At 72.2% G+C, this 18,736-nt stretch carries 14 protein-coding genes; 5 read left to right on the forward strand and 9 right to left on the reverse strand.

Going from position 1 to position 18,736, the window contains the following annotated elements; translation table 11 throughout:
• Positions 1 to 561: 561 nt before the first annotated feature.
• Both ACFY3C_RS33410 and ACFY3C_RS33415 read right to left on the reverse strand, forming a co-directional pair.
• Complete coding sequence (locus ACFY3C_RS33410) at positions 562 to 924, reverse strand: ArsR/SmtB family transcription factor (protein ID WP_390773594.1); 363 nt, start codon at positions 922 to 924, stop codon at positions 562 to 564.
• 128 nt (positions 925 to 1,052) lie between these two features.
• On the reverse strand, positions 1,053 to 3,296 hold the full coding sequence (locus ACFY3C_RS33415) for an N-acetylmuramoyl-L-alanine amidase (protein WP_390773446.1): 2,244 nt from the start codon (positions 3,294 to 3,296) through the stop codon (positions 1,053 to 1,055).
• Between the two features lie 866 nt (positions 3,297 to 4,162).
• On the opposite strand from ACFY3C_RS33415, the gene ACFY3C_RS33420 reads away from it, so the two are divergent.
• Together ACFY3C_RS33420 and ACFY3C_RS33425 are read left to right on the forward strand one after the other, a co-directional pair.
• The gene (locus ACFY3C_RS33420) at positions 4,163 to 4,387 is read left to right on the forward strand and encodes a hypothetical protein (protein WP_390773447.1); all 225 of its coding nucleotides are present in this window, start codon (positions 4,163 to 4,165) and stop codon (positions 4,385 to 4,387) included.
• A gap of 189 nt (positions 4,388 to 4,576) precedes the next feature.
• On the forward strand, positions 4,577 to 6,466 hold the full coding sequence (locus ACFY3C_RS33425) for an ATP-binding cassette domain-containing protein (protein WP_390773448.1): 1,890 nt from the start codon (positions 4,577 to 4,579) through the stop codon (positions 6,464 to 6,466).
• Positions 6,467 to 6,470: 4 nt separating this feature from the next.
• On the opposite strand, the gene ACFY3C_RS33430 is transcribed toward ACFY3C_RS33425, so the two are convergent.
• Positions 6,471 to 7,376, reverse strand: a complete 906-nt coding sequence (locus ACFY3C_RS33430; protein WP_390773449.1) for a YegS/Rv2252/BmrU family lipid kinase — start codon at positions 7,374 to 7,376, stop codon at positions 6,471 to 6,473.
• 49 nt (positions 7,377 to 7,425) lie between these two features.
• Entirely contained in the window at positions 7,426 to 9,015 is a 1,590-nt protein-coding gene (locus tag ACFY3C_RS33435; RefSeq protein WP_390773450.1) for an FAD-binding oxidoreductase, read from the reverse strand.
• An 83-nt stretch (positions 9,016 to 9,098) separates the two neighbouring features.
• Between ACFY3C_RS33435 and ACFY3C_RS33440 the strand changes: the two genes are divergently transcribed.
• Both ACFY3C_RS33440 and ACFY3C_RS33445 read left to right on the forward strand, forming a co-directional pair.
• Positions 9,099 to 9,707 (forward strand): TetR/AcrR family transcriptional regulator, encoded by a 609-nt coding sequence (locus ACFY3C_RS33440; RefSeq protein ID WP_386578679.1) that lies wholly within the window; start codon positions 9,099 to 9,101, stop codon positions 9,705 to 9,707.
• A complete protein-coding gene (locus ACFY3C_RS33445; RefSeq protein ID WP_386578680.1) occupies positions 9,704 to 11,284 on the forward strand; it encodes a glycerol-3-phosphate dehydrogenase/oxidase in 1,581 nt (526 codons plus the stop codon). The genes ACFY3C_RS33440 and ACFY3C_RS33445 overlap by 4 nt, the downstream gene beginning before the upstream one ends.
• Before the next feature lie 6 nt (positions 11,285 to 11,290).
• On the opposite strand, the gene ACFY3C_RS33450 is transcribed toward ACFY3C_RS33445, so the two are convergent.
• Positions 11,291 to 12,652: a tannase/feruloyl esterase family alpha/beta hydrolase gene (locus ACFY3C_RS33450; RefSeq protein ID WP_390773451.1), complete on the reverse strand. Its 1,362-nt coding sequence runs from the start codon at positions 12,650 to 12,652 to the stop codon at positions 11,291 to 11,293.
• Between the two features lie 168 nt (positions 12,653 to 12,820).
• Between ACFY3C_RS33450 and ACFY3C_RS33455 the strand changes: the two genes are divergently transcribed.
• On the forward strand, positions 12,821 to 14,053 hold the full coding sequence (locus ACFY3C_RS33455; RefSeq protein WP_390773452.1) for a cytochrome P450: 1,233 nt from the start codon (positions 12,821 to 12,823) through the stop codon (positions 14,051 to 14,053).
• A gap of 15 nt (positions 14,054 to 14,068) precedes the next feature.
• Here the strand turns inward: ACFY3C_RS33455 and ACFY3C_RS33460 are convergent, their stop codons facing one another.
• The 4 genes from ACFY3C_RS33460 to asnB are packed head-to-tail and all read right to left on the reverse strand — an operon-like array spanning position 14,069 to position 18,510.
• The gene (locus tag ACFY3C_RS33460) at positions 14,069 to 14,467 is read right to left on the reverse strand and encodes an ACT domain-containing protein (RefSeq protein WP_386578684.1); all 399 of its coding nucleotides are present in this window, start codon (positions 14,465 to 14,467) and stop codon (positions 14,069 to 14,071) included.
• A gap of 25 nt (positions 14,468 to 14,492) precedes the next feature.
• A complete protein-coding gene (locus tag ACFY3C_RS33465) occupies positions 14,493 to 15,416 on the reverse strand; it encodes an L-tyrosine/L-tryptophan isonitrile synthase family protein (protein WP_390773453.1) in 924 nt (307 codons plus the stop codon).
• 27 nt (positions 15,417 to 15,443) lie between these two features.
• Complete coding sequence (locus ACFY3C_RS33470) at positions 15,444 to 16,673, reverse strand: cytochrome P450 (protein WP_390773454.1); 1,230 nt, start codon at positions 16,671 to 16,673, stop codon at positions 15,444 to 15,446.
• A gap of 10 nt (positions 16,674 to 16,683) precedes the next feature.
• Positions 16,684 to 18,510 carry an asparagine synthase (glutamine-hydrolyzing) gene (gene asnB, locus ACFY3C_RS33475; protein WP_390773455.1) on the reverse strand — a complete coding sequence of 609 codons (1,827 nt, stop codon included), beginning with the start codon at positions 18,508 to 18,510 and terminating at the stop codon, positions 16,684 to 16,686.
• Positions 18,511 to 18,736: the final 226 nt, after the last annotated feature.

Raw genomic sequence — 18,736 nt, forward strand, 5'->3', positions numbered from 1 at the left:
CATCACCAGAATGTTGATCGGCGTACGACCGAACGCATCGGCCTTCTCCGTACCACCCTTGCCGTCCAGCGACACACTCCGGATGTTGCCGTTCAAGTGCTGGTAGAACCACCAACCGACACCGGCCGTGCCGAGTACCAGGAGCGACAGGCACACCGCGGCGATCTTCAGCACTCGCTTCCCGCGCCCTGCACCGGCTCGGCGCCGCGAACGACTGCCGGCACGTGAGCGGGAGGCGGCCTGGCCGCCCGGGCGCGGTCCGTGGGGCTCGCCCGTGCGGGGACCGGGGACCCGGGCGCTGCGGTCGCGCGTGGCCTGGCCGCCCGGGCCGTCCCAGGGGTCGCTCATCTACCCACTCCCATGAACGGTCGGGCTCGGCGGGCCGGGCCATCAGGTGTGCGGCCGGGCAAGCGCGGCGGTGTTCGGGCAGGCGGAAAGCGGTGGCTCCGCCTGAATTGCGTGATTGCGCAATCTAACAAACCCGTGGCCCGAACAGCACGGATCCTGTGGGAATTCACAGGTGAGGGATCTCATGGAACCGAGGAGCGGGCCCCGGTGGGCTCAGGCGTCGGCCCCGTGGAGCTGCCGTACGGAGGCGGACGCGTGCTGCGAGCGAGCGGTGAGCGGTCCGACCAGCACCCGCATGACGGTCACGATGTCGGGGTCGTCGATGTAGTAGACCTGCCGGCGGCCCTCACGGCGGGAGCTGACGAGCCCGGCGAGCTTCAGCTTGGCCAGGTGCTGGCTGACCGCGGGCAGCGCACCGCCCACCCGGTCGGCGAGGTGCGTCACATCGCTCTCGCCCTGCGCCAGCGCCCACATCAGGTGCAGCCGGGCCGACGAGGCGAGCAGCCCGAACGTCGCGGCCGCCGCCGCCAGCACCTCGGCCGACGGATCCTCGAAGCCGCCGTTCTCCGCCACAATCCTCTCCTGCCCCCGCCCGCTTCACCGTTCACGCACATGCGGGCACCCAGTGTAGGGGTCCGCCCAGGGTTCCCCCTGGGCGGACGAGGACTGCGTGTGCGGTTGTTCGATGAGGACTGTGTGTGCGGTTACTTGATGTACACCAGGCCGTCCGTGGTGACGGTCGGACGGCCGCTGGTGCCGACCACGACGATCCTGACGGTGTGCGTGGCGCTGCTGGACCAGGTCTTGGTCCAGATGGCCTGGCGGTACTGGGTGGTGGTGGACTTCAGGTCGATCGTTGCGGTTTTGGTGCCGTCCACGTAGACGTCCGCCTGCCCGGAGGTGGAGGCGCGGGAGACCACCCAGGCGGCGGAGCGGCCGGTGAAGGTCCAGGTGAGGGCGGCGCTCTTGGAGCCGCTGGAGTACGACTTGCCGCCGAGGTAGCTGGTGGACGAACGGGTCGTCCAGCTGCCGGACTTGGTGGCGGAGGTCTCCTGCAGGATCACCGGGGTGAAGGAGGGCGAGGAGGTGCGGTAGTTGCCGGCGTAGTCGTAGGCGCGCATCGACCAGGTGGCGGCGGTGCCGGACGCGGCCGTGCGGTTGGAGCTGGTGGTGGTCGGGCCGAAGGTGGCCGTCGTCGGGGACAGCAGGTTCACCTGGCGCAGTGCGGTCTCGTCGGCGGCCTTCCAGCCGAGGGTGACCGGGACCGCGCCGGTGTTGACCGTGCCGGTGCGCAGGGAGAGCTTCGGGGCGGTGGTGAAGGTCGGCGCGGTCGTCTCGGCCACGACCTTCAGCGCGGCGCTGGTCGTGGACTTTCCGGACTGGTGGACGGCCCGGACGGCGACGGTGTGCGTGCCCGCGGCCAGCGTGGCGCCGGCCGAGGTGGCGGTACCGGCCACACTGGCGGCGGGCTTGCCGTCGACCAGCAGCTCGAACTTGGAGATGAGCGAGCCCGGCGTGGTGGTCGTCCAGTGCAGCGTGACGGCGCCCTTGGTGTAGTAGGTCGAGCCGGAGAGGCCCGCCTTGTCGACCGAGGTGACCTTCAGGCCCTGCACCGGGCCGGCCGCCCAGGAGCGGATGGTGGGCAGCTGGGCGTAGAGGGAGCTGCCCGGGCACTGGGTGTTGTAGCCGTCGCGGTGCCCGGAGATCCGCTGGAAGGTGTACGTGCTGCCCGCGGTGAACTTCGTGGCGAAGTAGTTGGTCTGGGTGGCGCCGGCCGTCAGCTGGGCCGTCCCGTCGGGGGCGAGGCCGTACTGGCCGAGCTTCCAGGCGGCCACGCGGGCGATCGAGGCCAGCGCGGCCTTGGTGGCGCCGGTGGTGGTGTAGTCGCCGAGAACCGCGATGCCCGCGGCCTCACGGTTCCAGCCGTAGGTGTGGGCTCCGAGCACCGGCAGGTCGACACCGCCCTTGCGGCCCTCGAAGACGGTGCCGCACTTGTCGACCAGGAAGTTGTAGCCGATGTCCTTCCAGCCGCTGACCTGCACGTGGTACGCGTAGATGCCGCGCACGATCGACGCCGAGTCGGTGCAGGAGTAGTCGTTGCTGCCGTCCGTGTGGTGGACGAAGACGGCCTTCACGTCCGCGTTGTACTCCGGCGCGTCGGGGCTGATCGACTCGTCGGCGCCCCAGCCGGCGCGGGAGGTGATCGGCGGTTCGGGCACGGTGGACGGCGGCGCCGTCGGCGTGGTGGCCGACGGGCTCTCAGAGGGGGATTCGGTCTGGCTCGCCGAGGGGGACTCGGTGAGGCTGTCCGAGGCGGACGCGGTCGGGCTGTCCGAGGCGGACGCGGTCGGACTGTCCGAGGGCGACGCCGTATCTGTGGCGAAGGCGGCCGGATGGGCGTCACCGGCGCCGGACTTGGTCTCGGCGTCGGTCACCACGCCCGGATCGACCAGGTTGACCTGCAGGCCCTTCGGCAGCGGGACGGTGGAGCCGTCCTTGTGGACGACCTGCGCCTGGACGCCGTCGGAGGAACCGACCCACAGCGGCTCGGAGGAGCCGCGGACACCGGCGTCGGGACGCTCCAGCGGGTCGACGTTCACCTCGAGGTCACGCCATGCGCTCCAGTCCCCGGTCTCCCGGTCACGGGTGCGCACCTGTGCCGTGCCGTCGAGCCGCTTGGCGGCGCCGGTCCAGGACACACCGAGCATCGAGAACTGCTCGGTGTCGGTGCGGGGCAGCTCCCGCCTGCCGTTCGCGGTGCCCTTCAGCGCGAGGTCGTAGACCTTCACCGGCCGCTTGGCCCGGCCGGCGTCACCCGAGTCGTGGGAGGGGCTGGCCACCGCGTAGGAGACCACTCCCCCGCCGCCCAGGACGACCGCACCCAGGGTCAGCCATGCCCGCCGTTTGAGGTTAAACGGTTTGTACGCATGCGCTGTACGACGACTCACGGAGAGTGCACCCCCACATCGGCCGGCATCGGCCATAGAAGTAACGTCACGTCAGGCCCACCTGCCACACAGGCAACCCATATCGAAAGCGCATTCCAGTCCGTGATCATCACGGGTGGACGGGATGATGTGAGCCAAGCCACACTTCACCGGCCTCAGTGAGATGACCTTGGCTGAACAACGCCACAACTGCCCGCAGTACGTGGGGACATGAACCTCACTGTTGAGGTTCGTCACCGAGGGCTCAGATGGTGATCGCGAGTTCCTGGTCAGTGAAAGCGCCGTACAACGGTTGACGTCACTCTCGGCGTCCCCGCCGAGGACGAGGCTCCCGGACAGGTCGGCCCGTGGCTCCGGAGTCGACCCATGACAGACCCTCGATCCGGGAGCCGAAGACGGCCGCGCGCGGCCCGACGTACACGGACGCCGCGACATCGGCACGGTCATCGACCCAGCCGCCGCCGTTGGCGTGCCAGTGGCCGCCACCGGTCGCGGCGGGTTTCCGGTACCGGGCTCGTGGCCAGGTCGCCGGCACCGCCGTCCGGGTGCACGCCTCAACCTGAGCCGGGCGTCGTGGACTTCTCCGTGGAGCCCGAGAGCACGGAAACGGCGCGGACATTCTGCGGTACCTGCGCGCGCCCGATGAAGACGACGCGACCGCACCGCCCGGAACCACGCCCTCTCTCCCCGAAGCTCCACCCGACGCGGGCCGGGGATTCGACGCGGGCGTGCCACCTGTCACCCACCGCGATGCCGAGACGGGCCCTCCCCCGCCTTCCGCAGCCTCACCCGACCCGATCGGCCAGGTGAACCTGGGGGACGGGGTCTGGGCCGACAGGGCCGGCAACTGGCATCCGGTCCTTCCCGTGACGTCACCGGACGACCTGAGCGGAAGCTCCTTCACCACGGCAGCCGGCACCCACGATGCCGACGCCTCGACCCTCGGTGACCCGTCCGGAGCCAAGTTCACCGGCACGGAGCTTCACCCCTGCCTCCCCGGTGTCGCCGGACCCGCAGGCGTCGACCACGGCCACTCTGCCGCCGCACCCCCGGTGACCGACGCGGCAGCAGTCTTCGGCACAGAGCACTGAATCTGGTCGGCGTTTCGGCCAACCCCGGTCCCACTGCCTCCTGTTGTGCGGCAAGGGTCGGTGCATCGGGCACGCTCCATGGTGGGCTCTGTGCCGGGGTTCTGAGCACGGCTGAAATACGTGTGTTCGATATCGGTGCCGGGTCGTTGAGTCACGTGACCAGCCGGAGCGACCGTCAGGGGGATCACGTTGACCTCGGCCGAAACACGCGATCAACAGGACACGCCACCTCCTCCGCCACCGCCGGCGGAGATCAGATACAGCGGGCAGTACTCGGTCAACCCGTTGGCCGAGGTGTCCTTCCGGCGGATGTGCAGGCAGATTCCCGCGGTACTGGCCCGGATCGGACGGCTGTCGTGGCGCACCGACCGGCGTGCGGTGCAGTTGCTGCTCGGCTGCCAGGTGGTGACGGGGGTGTCCGCGGCGGTCCAACTCGGCGCGACGGCCCGGGCGATGGGGTACGTCCTCGGGCCGGGTCCGGTCGGCGAACGGCTGGGCGCGGCCGTGCCGGCGCTGGTGGTCGTGGCCGCCGCTGCCGCGCTCGCCCGGGGTGCGGGCGCGGTGGCGACGTACGCCGAGCGCCGGATCACGCCGCTGCTGACGACCGAGACCGACAGTGCGCTGGTGGAGGCGGTGTGCCGGGTGGAGGCGGCGGCCTACGCGGTCGACGGCTTCACCGACCGGCAGGAGGCGGCGGAGATGGGGGTGATGCGCACCATTGTGATGGTGGCCGACGCCCAGCGGTTCATGTCCGCGCTCATCCGCATGATCACCGCCAGCGGTGTCCTGTCCGTGCTGAACCTGATGATGCTGCCGCTGCTCCTCCTCGCCGTGCTGCCCGCGGGGATCGGTGCCCTCCTGACGGCCCGGGTGGACTACGAGATCCACTACGCCAACGTGGCCGACCGCAACGCACGCGGAATGATGCGCTGGTGGGCGACGACCGCGAAGTACGGGGACGAGGTCCGCGCCAACTCGATGACGGACTACCTGGTGTTCTGGTACCGGTCGCTGTCCGACCGGTGCGACCGGCGCACCCTCGCCGCGGCCCCGCGCACGCTGCGGATCGCGCTGCTCACCTCACTCGCCGGCGGGGGCTTCCTGGTCACCACCTGGGCGGCGCTGGCCTGGCTCGCGGTGAGCGGCCGTATCGCACTCGCGATCGCCGCCACCGCGGTCGTCGCCGTCCAGGCCACCCTGGCCGCGCTGTCGCAGGTCGTCGTGAACGGCGCCGCCGTCTTCCACACCAGCCTCTACCTCGGCGACATGCAGGCCTTCCTGGACGACGCGGCGGCCCGCGCCCCGCGCCGGGGTGACCGCGCCGTCGCCGGGCCGGTCGAGGAGATCCGGCTCGACGAGGTGGTGTACCAGTACCCCGGCAAGGACAGACCGGCTGTGGACGGCGTCTCCCTCACGCTGCGCAGGGGGTCGATCCTCGCGATCGTCGGTGTCAACGGCTCGGGGAAGTCCACCCTGACCCGGCTGCTCACCGGGATCTACCTGCCGGACAAGGGCAAGGTCACCTGGAACGGCACGGACCTCGCCCACGCCGACCCCGCGGCCGTGTGGGCGAGGACCGGGCTGGTGCCGCAGATCTTCGCGCAGTGGCCGCTGCGGGTCCGCGAGAACATCACGCTCGGCCAGCCCCGCAGCGACGACGACGGACCCGTGTGGGACGCCGTCGACGCGGTCGGCATGCGGGTGGCGGTGGAGAGCCTCCCGGCCGGCCTGGACACCCTCCTCGCCCGGGAGATCTTCGGCGGGGCGGAACTCTCCGGCGGCCAGTGGCAGCGGCTGGCCTGCAGCCGTGCCCTGTACCGCCGGCCGGAGCTGCTGATCCTCGACGAGCCCACCTCACAGATGGATCCCCGGGGTGAGCACGGCATCTTCGAGCGGATCAGGACCATCGCCGCCGACCGGATCACGGTGGTGGTCACCCACCGGCTGGAGAACACGAAGGTCGCCGACCACATCGTGGTGCTGGACGACGGCCGCATCACCGAGCAGGGCTCCTACGACGACCTGGTCCACGCGGGCGGCACCTTCGCCGAGCTGCTGGCCCTGTCCCACGACCGCTGAGAGGTCAGGGGCGGTCCGCGGCGGCCGGGCGCCAGAGCACCGGCAGGTCCGCGGGCCGTACCCGCACCGTCACAGGCAGCGTGGCCTCCACCTCGCCGTCGGCTCCGTAGGGGACGGGCCGGGTGACCTCGATGCGGATCTCCTTTCCGCGCAGGACCCGTACCTCGGGGCGGTGGACGTGGCCGCCGGTCTTCAGCTCGTTCATGAGGGCGAAGAACAGCCGGCGCGGCGCCTCGCGGATCATGACGATGTCCAGCAGTCCGTCGTCGACCCGGGCGTCGGGGGCGATGAGCCGGCCGGAGCCGTAGTAGGGGGAGTTGGCGGCCACGACGGTGTAGCCGCGATGGGCGTGTTCCTCGCCGTCGACGGTGACGCGGTAGTCCGCCGGCCGCCAGGTGGTCACCGCGCGCAGGCCGCCCGCGTAGTACGAGGCGGACCCGCGCAGCAGCCGGGCCTCGTTGGCGTGGCGGTTGGCCAGCGCGTCGACCCCGGCGTAGACGCTGCCGAGGACCACGGTGCGCTGGTGCACGGCCGACTCCACCTCGATGGTGTCGACATGGCTGGGTTCGGCGTGCAGGAGGATGTCGGCGAGGGCGGCCGGGTCGGACGGCAGGTTCAGCGCCCGGGCGAAGTCGTTGCCCCGCCCGGCGGGTACGAGGCCCAGGACCGTACCCGTGCCGCTGAGCGCTCCGCCGATGCCGCCGGCCATGCCGTCGCCACCGACCGCCAGGACCACCCGGCCGCGCTCCCCGGCCTGCCGGGCGATGTCCTGGGCGTGGGCGAGGCTGTGGCTGTACTCCGTCTCCAGCTCGGCCCCGGCCTCGCGGAGCAGTCGGGCCAGTTGGAGCAGCGATGCCGCTCCGGTCGAGTCGCCCGCGGTCGGGTTGACGACGGCGGTGAACTGTCGCATCGGTGGGCCTCCGGGCGATGACGAGAGTGACGGGCTGGGCGGGGGCGGATCAGTCGGTGGGCAGCAGGACGCCCGGGTTGAGGAGTCCCTCGGGGTCCAGGCGGCGCTTGACGGCGCGCAGGGCCTCGACGGCGAGGGGTCCGGTCTCCCTGACATACCAGTCTCGGTGGTCGGTGCCCACCCCGTGGTGGTGGCTGATGGTGCCCCCGGCGGCGAGCAGGGCGTCGTTGGCGGCGTGCTTGGCGCGCGTCCAGTGCGCGACGGGCTCCTCGCCCTGGGCGCTGACGACCGTGAAGTACAGGGAGGCGCCGTTCTCGTACACGTGGGAGATGTGGCACATCACCAGGGGCGGGGTGCCGGCCTCGGTGAGGGTGTCGGTGAGGGCGGTGCGGACCGCCGCGTACAGGTCGGGGATCCGGGACCAGAAGGCCGCGGTCTCCAGCGTCTCGGCGAAGGCTCCCGCGTCGAGCAGGGAGTCGCGCAGGTAGGGCGCGGAGTAGCGGCCGTGGGCCCAGCGTTCGCCCGGTTCGGTTCCGACCAGGGTGCCGCCGGCGTCCCGCAGGACGGCCGCCGCCTGCTCACGGCGCTGGGCCGTGTCCTCGGCCGTGCCCTCGTAGCCGGTGATGGCCATGCATCCGGCGTTGCTCTCCAGGCCGGCACCGATGGCGTCCGGCTGGGCGAGGCCGATCAGCGTCTCGGTCTCGTCGGACAGGCGCAGCACGGTCGGCCGGGGTCCGTCCTGGGCGAGCCGGCGCAGGGCCGCCGCTCCCTCCTCGAAGGAGGCGAACCGCCAGCCCTCGTAGACGCGTACCTCGGGCAGCGGGCGGATCCGTACGAGAACGGAGGTGATGACGCCGAAGGCGCCCTCGGAGCCGAGGATGAGCTGGCGCAGGTCGGGTCCCGCGGCGGAGCGGGGGGCGCGGCCGGTCTCCACGGTTCCCTCGGGGGTGGCGAGGGTGAGTCCGAGCACCATCTCGTCGAAGCGGCCGTATCCGGCGGAGGCCTGTCCGCTGGAGCGGGCGGCGGCGAAGCCGCCGATGGTGGCCCACTCGAAGGACTGCGGGAAGTGGCCGAGGGTGAAGCCCTCTTCGTTGAGCAGCGCCTCGGCCTCGGGGGCGCGCAGACCGGGCTGGAGCACGGCGGTGCGGGAGACCCGGTCCAGGTGCTGCAGTTGGTTCATGCGGCGCAGGTCCAGGGCGATGAAGGCGCGCCGCTCGGGGGCGAGTCCGCCGACGACGGAGGTGCCGCCGCCGAAGGGGACGACGGCCAGGCCGTGCGCGGCGCAGGCTCGCAGTACGGCGAGGACTTCGTCGTGGGTCGCGGGCAGGACCACGGCCTGCGGGACGTCGGAGACGTCGCCGGCGCGCAGCCGCAGGAGGTCGGGGGTGGACTTGCCGCGGGTGTGCCGGATGCGGCTCTCGGCGTCCGTGCGGACGTGGTCCTCGCCGCCGACGGCCTGGGCGAGTGCCTTCAGCGCAGCCGGGTCGGCCGTGGGCGCGGGCAGGTCGATGTCCTCCAGGGCGAGCGCCGGCGTGGTGCGCGGTTTGACGCCGAGCAGGTCGCGCAGCAGTCCGGTCACCGAGTCGGGCAGCGGTGCCGCCTTGGCCGGGTCGCCCCAGCCGTTCCACAGCATGTCCATCGAAGGGTCGTCCTCACAGATCGGTGTGCTCGGTTCGCGCGGCGGCGTCTCCGCCCGGCCCCCAGGGCGTTACACTGTGACACATGACGCCTATTCGTCACAACGGTGCAGACAGTTCTGGCAACGATCACGTGCTCGACGCGGTGCGCGACTGTGTGCTGGCCGTCGGGGTCCGCCGCACCACCCTCGCCGACGTGGCCCGCCGCGCCGGCGTCTCGCGGATGACGCTGTACCGGCGCTGGCCCGACCTGCGCACGCTGGTGGGCGATCTGATGACCCGAGAGTGGATCGACGTGGCCACCCGCGCGATACCGGAGCCCGCTCCCGGCACCGACACGCGCGGCCGGATGGTGGCGGGTCTGGTGGCCGGGGTGGAGGCGTTCCGCGCCCACCCGCTCTTCGGCAAGATCGTCGACGTCGATCCCGAACTGCTGCTCCCCTATGTGCTCGACCGGCGCGGGGCGAGCCAGGAGGCGCTGCTGGAACTGCTGGCCGGCGCGCTGCGCGAGGGTCACGCCGACGGATCGGTACGCACCGCTCACGTCGAGCGGCAGGCCCGGGGCCTGCTGCTGATCGTGCAGTCCTTCGCCCTGTCCCTGCGCACGATGACCGACGAGGACGATCCCGACCTCGACTCCGCCGCCCTGCTGGGCGAGCTGCGCACCCTTCTGGAGAGGACCCTGACGCCATGAGCCACAACGAGGCCGTACGAGGCTCGTCCCTCAGCGCGGGTCGGCGGACCCGGGAACTGGCCGAGGCCACCGACGGCAGGGTCGCCGACGTCCTGGTCGTCGGGCTCGGCGCCACGGGGGCCGGAGCCGCCCTGGACGCGGCCGCCCGCGGTCTCGACGTCGTCGCCGTCGACGCGCACGACCTGGCCTTCGGCACCTCCCGCTGGAGTTCCAAGCTCATCCACGGCGGGCTGCGCTATCTGGCCTCCGCACAGTTCGACGTCGCCCACGAGAGCGCGGTCGAACGCGGGGTCCTGATGACCCGCACCGCCCCGCACCTGGTCGCCGCCCAGCCGTTCGTGCTGCCGCTGACCCCGCTCGTGTCGCGGGCGCAGGCCTCGCTGGCCTGGGCCGGGTTCCGGGCCGGCGACATGCTGCGGCTGGCCGCCCGGACCCCGCGGCAGGTGCTGCCCGCCCCGCGCCGGCTGTCGGCGACGGAGGCCCGGCACCTGGCGCCCTCGGTGCGCGCGGCCGACCTGCGCGGCGGGCTGCTGTCCTGGGACGGGAAGGTCACCGACGACGCCCGGCTGGTGACCGCGCTGGCGCGCACCGCCGCCACGCGGGGCGCCCGGGTGCTGACCCGGGTCAGGGTGCTGGAGTCGACCGGGACCGGCGCCCGCATCCGCGACGAACTCACCGGCGAGGAGGGCGAGATCCGCGCCCGCGCCGTGATCAACGCCACCGGTGTGTGGGCGGGTGACCTGGTCGAGGGGATCCGGATCCGGCCCTCCCGCGGCACCCACCTGGTGCTGCGCTCGGAGCGGCTCGGCGCCCTGCCGGCCGGCCTGCACCTCCCGATCCCCGGCGAGACCAACCGCTTCGTCCTGGTGCTGCCCCAGGGGGACGGCCGGGTCTACGTCGGACTCACCGACGAGCCGGTCGACGGCCCGATCCCCGACGTGCCGGAAGTCCCCGAGACCGACATCGGCTTCCTGCTGGACGTGCTCGGGTCCGTACTGGACACGCCGGTACGCCGGGACGAGGTCGTCGGCGCCTTCGCCGGGCTGCGCCCCCTGCTGGACACCAGCGGGCACGACGGCCCGGGTGACGCACCGGCCCGTACCTCCGACATCTCCCGCCGGCACGCGGTGCTGACCTCGCCCGACGGGGTGACGACCATCGTGGGCGGGAAGCTCACCACCTACCGCCGGATGGCGCAGGACGCCGTGGACGCCGCGGTCGAGGCCCGTGGCCTGCCCGTGCGCCCCTCCCCCACCGCCGGCCTGCCGCTGGTCGGCGCCACCGCACCGGACCGGCTGCGTGCCGTACCCGCGCCCCGCCGCCTGGTCCGCCGCTACGGCACCGAGGCCCCGGCGGTCCACGCCCTCATGGAACGGGATCCGGCCCTGGCCGAACCGGTGCTGCCGGGGTATCCGGTCACCCGGGCCGAACTCGTGTGGGCCGCCCGGCACGAGGGCGCCCTCGACGCGGCGGACCTCCTGGACCGGCGCACCCGGATCGGCGTCGTCCCCGAGGACCGCGCCGAGGCGCTCGCGATCGCCGGGGAGGTCCTGGCCCAGGCCGGCACCCTGGCCTGACCAAGGTCAGGTGAGTGAGCCGGTGTTGACCGGATCGCCGGAGCGCGGCCGGGGCACGGTGCCGCTCGGCGGCGGCACCTCACCCCGCTCCACCCAGGCCGTCAGCGCGGTGAAGGCGGCGCGGTAGCAGGGCAGGATCGGCCGCAGCCGGTCCGGGAAGGCGTCGTAGAGGCTGTCGACGTGGGTGCCGCCCTCGATCCGGTAGTACCGGTGCAGCCCGGACCGGCCCTGCTCGGCGATCATCCGCGCGTAGACGTCGGACTGGACGGCGATGGGCAGCAACGCGTCCAGGGTTCCGTGCAGCGTGATCATCGGCCGGCCGATGCGGCCGGTGAGCGAGATCCGGGCGACGGCGTCATGGACGGGGCGGGGTCGTGCGGCGTAGTCGTACGCGGCGTCCGAGGGGCAGGGGGCGAGGATCTCCTCGGGGGTCGTACCGGCCGAGGCGCCGGGGCAGGCGGGGTCGTAGCCGGGGTCGAACTCGGCGCGGTAGATCTTCTGGGTCAGACCCCAGTACACCTTCTCGTGGTACGGCCACAGGAACTCCGACCCGCGTGCGAAGCCGACCGCGTACATGTCCTCGTCGTCGGCCCGGCCCAGTTGGCGGGCGACGGCGGTGGGCAGGAAGGTGAGCAGATTCGAGCCCTGCGGCCGCCACAGCGGGCCCTCCCAGTCGACGCCGCCGTCGTACAGCTCGGGATGGTTCTCCAGCTGCCAGCGGGTGAGATAGCCGCTGTTGGAGATCCCGGTCATGTACGTGCGGCGCGGGGCGTGCCCGTAGTGCTGGGCCACCACGGCCCTGGCGGCCCGGGTCAGCTGGGTCGTGCGCCGGTTCCACTCGGCGACGGCGTCGCCCGGACGAACGCCGTCGGTGTAGAAGTCCGGGCCGCAGTTGCCCTTGTCGGTGGCGGCGAAGGCGTAGCCCTGGGCCAGCACCCAGTCGGAGACGAGGGTGTCCATCGAGTACTGCCTGCGCACGCCGGGGGCGCCGGTGACGACCAGCTTGCCGTTCCAGTGCTCGGGCAGCCGGATGACGAACTGGGCGTCGTGGTTCCAGCCGTGCGCGGTGTTCAGGTGCGAGGAGCCGGGGAAGTAGCCGTCGATCTGCCATCCGGGCACGCCGGAGGGGTTGTGGGTGCCCTGGGCGGCGAGTCCGGCCCAGTCCGCCGGGTCGGTGTAGGGCGTGCCGGTGAGGGCACTGGTCGTCAGATCGTCGTGGTGGGAGACCAGCTGCCGTTCGGCACCGGGGACCGTGATCCGGCGCCGGCGGGTGGAACCGTCGTCGGCTCGGGCGGCGGCCGAGGGCGTGACCGCCGATGCCGCCAGCAGGGCGGCGGACAGGAGAGTGGTTCGTCGACTGGGGCGCATGACGCACATCGTTGGCTTGCTGCGCCGGGTCGGCCATGGAGGGAGCCCACACTCCGGTGGCGTCCGCAGTAGACCCAACCAACATGCTGCGACGAGCGTCTCCGGCGTGCGGGCCGTCGGTGCCTGCGGCACGCTACGGGGAGGGACAGAGAAGGGGAGTGATGCGGCATGACCCTCGAACTGGACCCCGCTTCCGCGTCGCCTCCTCCCCAGGTGCGGCCCTGGGCCGTCGACGACCTGCCGGCCCTGGACCCGGATCCCTTCCTGGACGAGGTGCTCCGCGACGAGCCGATCACCCGGATCAGCCTGCCGTACGGCTCCGGACACGCCTGGCTCGTCACGCGGTACGAGGACGTCCGCTTCGTCACGTCCGATCCGCGCTTCTCCCGTGAGGAGGTCGTCGGCAGGTCGGTGACCAGCATGACGCCGCAGGCCGTGGCCTCGCAGACGGCGGGCCTGCAGTACATCGACCCGCCCCGGCACACCCGGCTGCGCAGGGTCGTGGCCAGGGCGTTCACCGGCAAGGGCATGGCCAGGCTGCGCCCGCCGGCGGAGCGCACCGCCCACCGGATGCTCGACGGGATGGAACAGGCCGGCCCTCCGGGCGATCTGATGGAGCATCTGCACACGCCCTTCCCGATCGCCGTCGTCTGCTTCTTCCTCGGCACGGACGAGGACGACTGGCACGAGTGGGCCGGCAACTCCGAAGCGCTCCTGGCCAAGGCACCGGACGGCAGCGAACGCCATCAGGCGGCGCGCCGGACCACGCGCGGCCGCGTGGTCGACCTGCTCGAACGCCGCCGCGCCGAACCCCGCGACGACCTGGCAGGAGTGCTGGCTCACGCCGCCCAGGCCGGTGAGATCACCGACGAGGAGGCGATCTCGCTGGCCATGGCCGTCTACGTCAGCGGCGGTCACGCGGTGCGCAACAACAGCGGCTCGATGATGTACGCGCTGCTGACCCATCCGGAGCAGCTCGACCGGCTGCGCAGCACTCCCGAACTGCTGCCCAAGGCCGTGGAGGAGCTGTACCGCTTCGTCCCGCACCGCAACGGCGTCGGGATTCCCCGCATCGCCACCGAGGACGTGGAGATCGGCGGCCACCTCATCCGCAGGGGCGAAGCCGTGTACAACGCCTATGTCGCCGCGAACCGCGATCCCTCGGTCTTCCCCGAACCGGACGTACTGGACTTCGACCGGGACGGTGCCGGCCACCTGGCCTTCGGGCACGGCTCCCACTTCTGCCTGGCGGCCCTGATGGCCCGTATGGAGGCCGAGGTCATGATCAAGGCCGTGCTCGACCGCTTCCCCGGTGTCCGGCTCGCCGTACCCGCCGACGAGGTCGAGTTCCAGCGCGAGGGGCTCATCCGCGGGCCGAGGACTCTGCCGGTCACCTGGTGACGCACGTCCTTCTGATCAGGCGAAGCGACGGGCCAGACTCTCCAGGACGGCCACCGCCTGGTGGGCATGCTCGTACGGCACGAAGAGGTGGTCGTGGTGGAACCCGGCGACCACGTTGCAGCTCAGGCCGGCGTCGGCGAGTTCCCGCGCAACAGCGGCCGTCAGCCCCACCGCCTCAAGGGCCGAGTGGACGCGCAAGGTGATCCAGGCGGCCACGTAGTCGTACCCCAGTCCCGCCGCGTCCGCCTCGTCGAGCCGCGCCACCAGGGTCAGGCCCTCCTGCTCGGCGACCGTGACCACAGGGGTGATGCCGGAGGGCACACCGCCCTCGACGGTGGTGAACACGTAGCGGCCCGGATTCAGCTCCGGACGCATCCCGCTCAGCAGCTTCTGCAGATCTCTCTCGCCGGTCATGATCCCCACGGTACGGAACGTTCGATCAGCGCTGCTCGAAATGGCTCGGTCTGTCGTCGTGGTCGACCAGACGGCCCAGCCGGGCGGCCCGCTCGCGGGGCATGAGCGTCCAGGTGCCGTCGGTGCGGCGGAGGGCGGCCGAGTGCCATGGGGTGGTCCAGGCGTCCGGGGCATCGAGGAGGCGGATGCCGAACTTGGCATCGCCGACGGGCTGGGGGTGGATGGACAGCCGGACGGCATGGGGGTGGTGCTCGGCGATGAGGGCGCCCCAGGCGCGGCTGCGCCGGATGACGCCGTAGGCCCGCTGACGGCACTCCCGTTGGAGGGCGGAGCGGGTGCCGGGGAAGTCGGCGGTGTCCTCGACGAGGAAGCGGGTGATGCCGCGGTAGAGGGCGCGGGTGGCGTCGTCGGACCGGACCAGGGCGCGCAGGGCCTCGACCGTCGGGGCGTACCGGTCCTGCACACGGGCGCGCTTCACGTCGTGCGGAAGAGGGCCGTAGACGTCCCGGAGGTCGAAGACCGACAGTCTGTCGAGGGCCAAGTCGTGGATGAGGGTGCGCAGTTCGTCGGCGTAGGCGTCGATGTGCCGGTCGGGCACCCGGACGAGATCGCCGAAGACATGGCCGTCGGAACAGATGATCACCCGGGCGCCGGGCGGGTGGATCCGCTCGATCTCGGTGCACAGGGTGTTCAGGAAGCGCAGGGACAGCCGCTCCGCCTGGTCGGGCAGGTGGCCGAGGACCTTGGCCGGGTTGGGTGACTTGCAGGGGAAGCCGGGCAGGGTGAACTCGACGGGTGCGCCGTCGCGTACGAAGCCGGCGATCCGGCGCCGCTGGTGCGCGAACGCCTCGGCGGGGGCGGGGGCGCGGTCGGTGGTGCGGTGGTAGGGCAGCAGCAGGTTCAGGATGTCGGTGCTGATGCGCGTGGGCGGGGCGGTCGTCAGCAGCATGTCGCTCCTTGGGAGGGGAGGGCTCGGTCAGCGGCGTCGGTCGTAGCCGACGGGCAGGTGGTGGGTGCCGCGGCCGAGGACGGCCGGGATCCAGGCGAGGTCCTCGTCGGCGACGGCGAGGTGCAGGCCGGGCAGCCGGGCGAGCAGCGTGCCGAGGGCGATCTGTAGTTCGGCGCGGGCGAGGGCGGCGCCGGGGCAGAAGTGGATGCCGTGGCCGAAGGCGAGGTGGGGGTTGGGGCTGCGGTCGAGGTCGAGGGTGTCGGAGGCGGGGAAGCGGCGCGGGTCGCGGTTGGCGGCGCACAGGGAGACGATCACGGAGTCGCCGGCCGGGATCGTGGTGCCGTGCAGGTCGCTGTCCCGGTCGAAGAAGCGCCAGGTGGTCAGCTCGAAGGCGCTGTCGTGGCGCAGGAGTTCCTCGACCGCGCGGGGCAGCAGGTCCGTGGTGTCGCGCAGGCGGGCGAGCTGGTCCGGGTGGCGGAAGAGGGCGATCAGGGCGGTGGTGATCTGGTTGGTGACCGGTTCCTGGCCGGCCACCAGGAGCTGGAAGATCATGGAGTCCAGCTCCTCCTGGGACAGTTCGCCCCGGTCCCGGGCCACGACGAGGCGGCTGAGCAGGTCGTCGTCCTGGTGGTCGCGCTTGTGGGCCACGACGTCGGCGATGTACCTCTGCAGGCCGTGCAGCCGGGCCTCGTACGCGGGCCGCCCGGGGTCGGTGGGCCCGACCGGCTGGACGACCTTGCCCCAGTCGCGGTCGAAGCGGTTCGCCAACTCCTTCGGGAGGCCGATGACTTCGGCGAGGACCTGGAAGGGGAAGGGTGCGGCGAAGCCGCTGACGAGGTCTGCGGGGCCGGTCTCGGGCAGCGCGGCGACGAGCGCGTCGGCCAGTTGCTGGAACCGGGGGCGCAGGCTCTCGATGCGGCGTGGAGTGAAGGCGTCGGTGACGATGCGCCGCATGCGGGTGTGCTCGGGCGGGTCCTGGTGGAGGAGATGGACCTGGAGCCGGGAGTGCTGCGGCTCGGGCATGATCGAGGCGCGGGCGCGCCAGCGGTCGTTGCCGCGGTCGTGGTTCTTGCCGAGCCGGTCGTCGCCGAGGGCGGAGTGGGCGGCGTCGTAGCCGGTCACCAGCCAGGCCTGTACGCCGCTGGGGAAGAGGACGCGGTGGACCGGGCCGGCCTCGCGCATCCGCTCGTAGAGGGGGTAGGGGTTGGTCTTGTAGGGGCAGCCCATCAGCGGGACCGGATCGGGCAGTGTCGTCATGGGGGGTTCCTCAGAGGGCGAGTTCGGGGCGGTGGTGGTCCAGCCAGAGGGCGAGGTCGACGACGCGTTCGAGGCGCAGCCGGTGGCCCCACTCCAGCCGGTCGGGCGGTGTGTCCAGGCAGGGCTTGAGGCGGGTCTCGTCGGTGAGGGCGCGGACCTGCTCGGCGGCGAGGGCGTCGCGGGCGAGCTGCTGCAGGCCGCGGTTGTAGTCGGGGTGGTGGGTGGCCGGGTAGTGGTTCTTGGGGCGGTGGAGCACCGAGTCCGGGGCGAGTCCTGCTCCCGCGGCGCGCAGCAGGCTCTTCTCCCTGCCGTCGTGGCTCTTCAGGGCCCACGGTGTGGTGAAGGCGTACTCGACGAGCCGGTGGTCGCAGTACGGCACCCGCACCTCCAGGCCCTGGGCCATGCTCAACCGGTCTTTGCGGTGCAGGAGTTGGCGCAGCCAGCGGGTCAGGGACAGATGCTGCAGCTCGCGCTGCCGGTGCTCGGCGGGGGTCTCGCCGTCCAGGTGGGGTACGGCGGCCAGCGCGGTGCGGTAGCTGTCGTCGCGGAACTCGGCGATGCGCAGGTCGAGTTCGGGGTTGAGCGGCATCGCGGCCTCGTCGCCCGTCACCAGCAGCCAGGGAAAGGTGCCGGCGGCCAGCGCCCTGGGACTGTGGAACCAGGGGTAGCCGCCGAAGACCTCGTCGGCGGCCTCGCCGGACACAGCGACGGTGGAGTGCTGTCGTATCTCGCCGAACAGCAGATACAGCGAGGTGTCCATGTCGCCGACCCCGATCGGCGAGTCCCGGGCGACGACGACCGCCGTCCGGTGCGCGGGGTCGAGGAGGGAGCGCGGGTCGAGGACGACGGTGCTGTGGTCGGTGCCGATGAAGGCACCCGCTTCGACGGCGTACGGGGTGTCGTGGCCGGTGCGCAGGATGTCGCCGGTGAACTCGACGGCCTGGTCGCTGTAGTCGACCGCGTAGGAGCGAATCCGGGCTTCCGGCCCCTGCCGCGACCGGAGTTCACCGGCGAGCAGGGCGGTCAGGACGGTGGAGTCGAGCCCTCCGGAGAGCAGGCTGCACAGCGGGACGTCGGCCTCCAGCTGGCTGTGCGCGGCGGCGCCGACCAGCTCGCGGACCCGCTCGACGGTCGTGTCCCGGTCGTCGGTGTGGGGCGCGGCCTCCAGCTGCCAGTAGCGGCGCTCGCGGATCCCGTCCCGGTCCAGGACGAGCAGCCCCCCGGGCTCGACCTCCCGTACCCCGGACCACACCGTCGGCCCGGTGTTGAACAGCAGGCTGTACGCCTCCCGCAGCCCGTCCGCGTCGACCCGGGGCCGTATCTCCGGGTGGGCGAAGAGGGCCTTCGGCTCGGAGGCGAAGGCCAGGCCACCGTCGACGGCGGCCCAATAGAGCGGCTTGACACCGAGCCGGTCCCGCACCAGCAGCAGCCGCTGCTCGCGCTCGTCCCACACGGCGAACGCGAACATGCCCTCCAAGTGCTCGGCCACCGCCTCGCCCCATTCGGCGTAGGCGCGCAGCACCACCTCGGTGTCGCTGCGGGTGCGGAAGACATGCCCTCGGCGGCGCAACTCAGCCCGCAGCTGATGGTGGTTGTAGACCTCGCCGCTGTAACTGATCACGATCGCCGGCTCGTCGGGCCGGTCGGTCATCGGCTGTACGCCACCTTCGAGGTCGATCACGGCCAGTCGCCGGTGGCCGATCGCGACCCGCTCACCGAGCCAGACACCTCCGGCGTCGGGGCCGCGCGGGGCGAGGGTGGCAGTCATGGCCTCGATGACCGGGGTCTGCGTGCGGGCGTCGCTGTGGAACGACACCCAGCCGGTGATTCCGCACATGGGCAACGGCTCCTGGGTCAGGGGGAGATGGGGGCGGTGGTCTTCTCGGGGACGGTGGCCGGGCGCCGGCCGGGCAGGGCGCGCATGGGGCGGCTCCTGGTCAGGGGAAACGAGGTCAGTGGACTTCTCGGGGACGATGGCCGAGCGCCGGCCAGGCAGGGCGAGCAGAGGAACGGCTCCTCGGTCAGGGAGAGACGGGGTCAGTGGACTTCACGCGGACGGTGGC

Source organism: Streptomyces sp. NPDC001410, from assembly GCF_042895235.1.
Classification (GTDB): domain Bacteria; phylum Actinomycetota; class Actinomycetes; order Streptomycetales; family Streptomycetaceae; genus Streptomyces.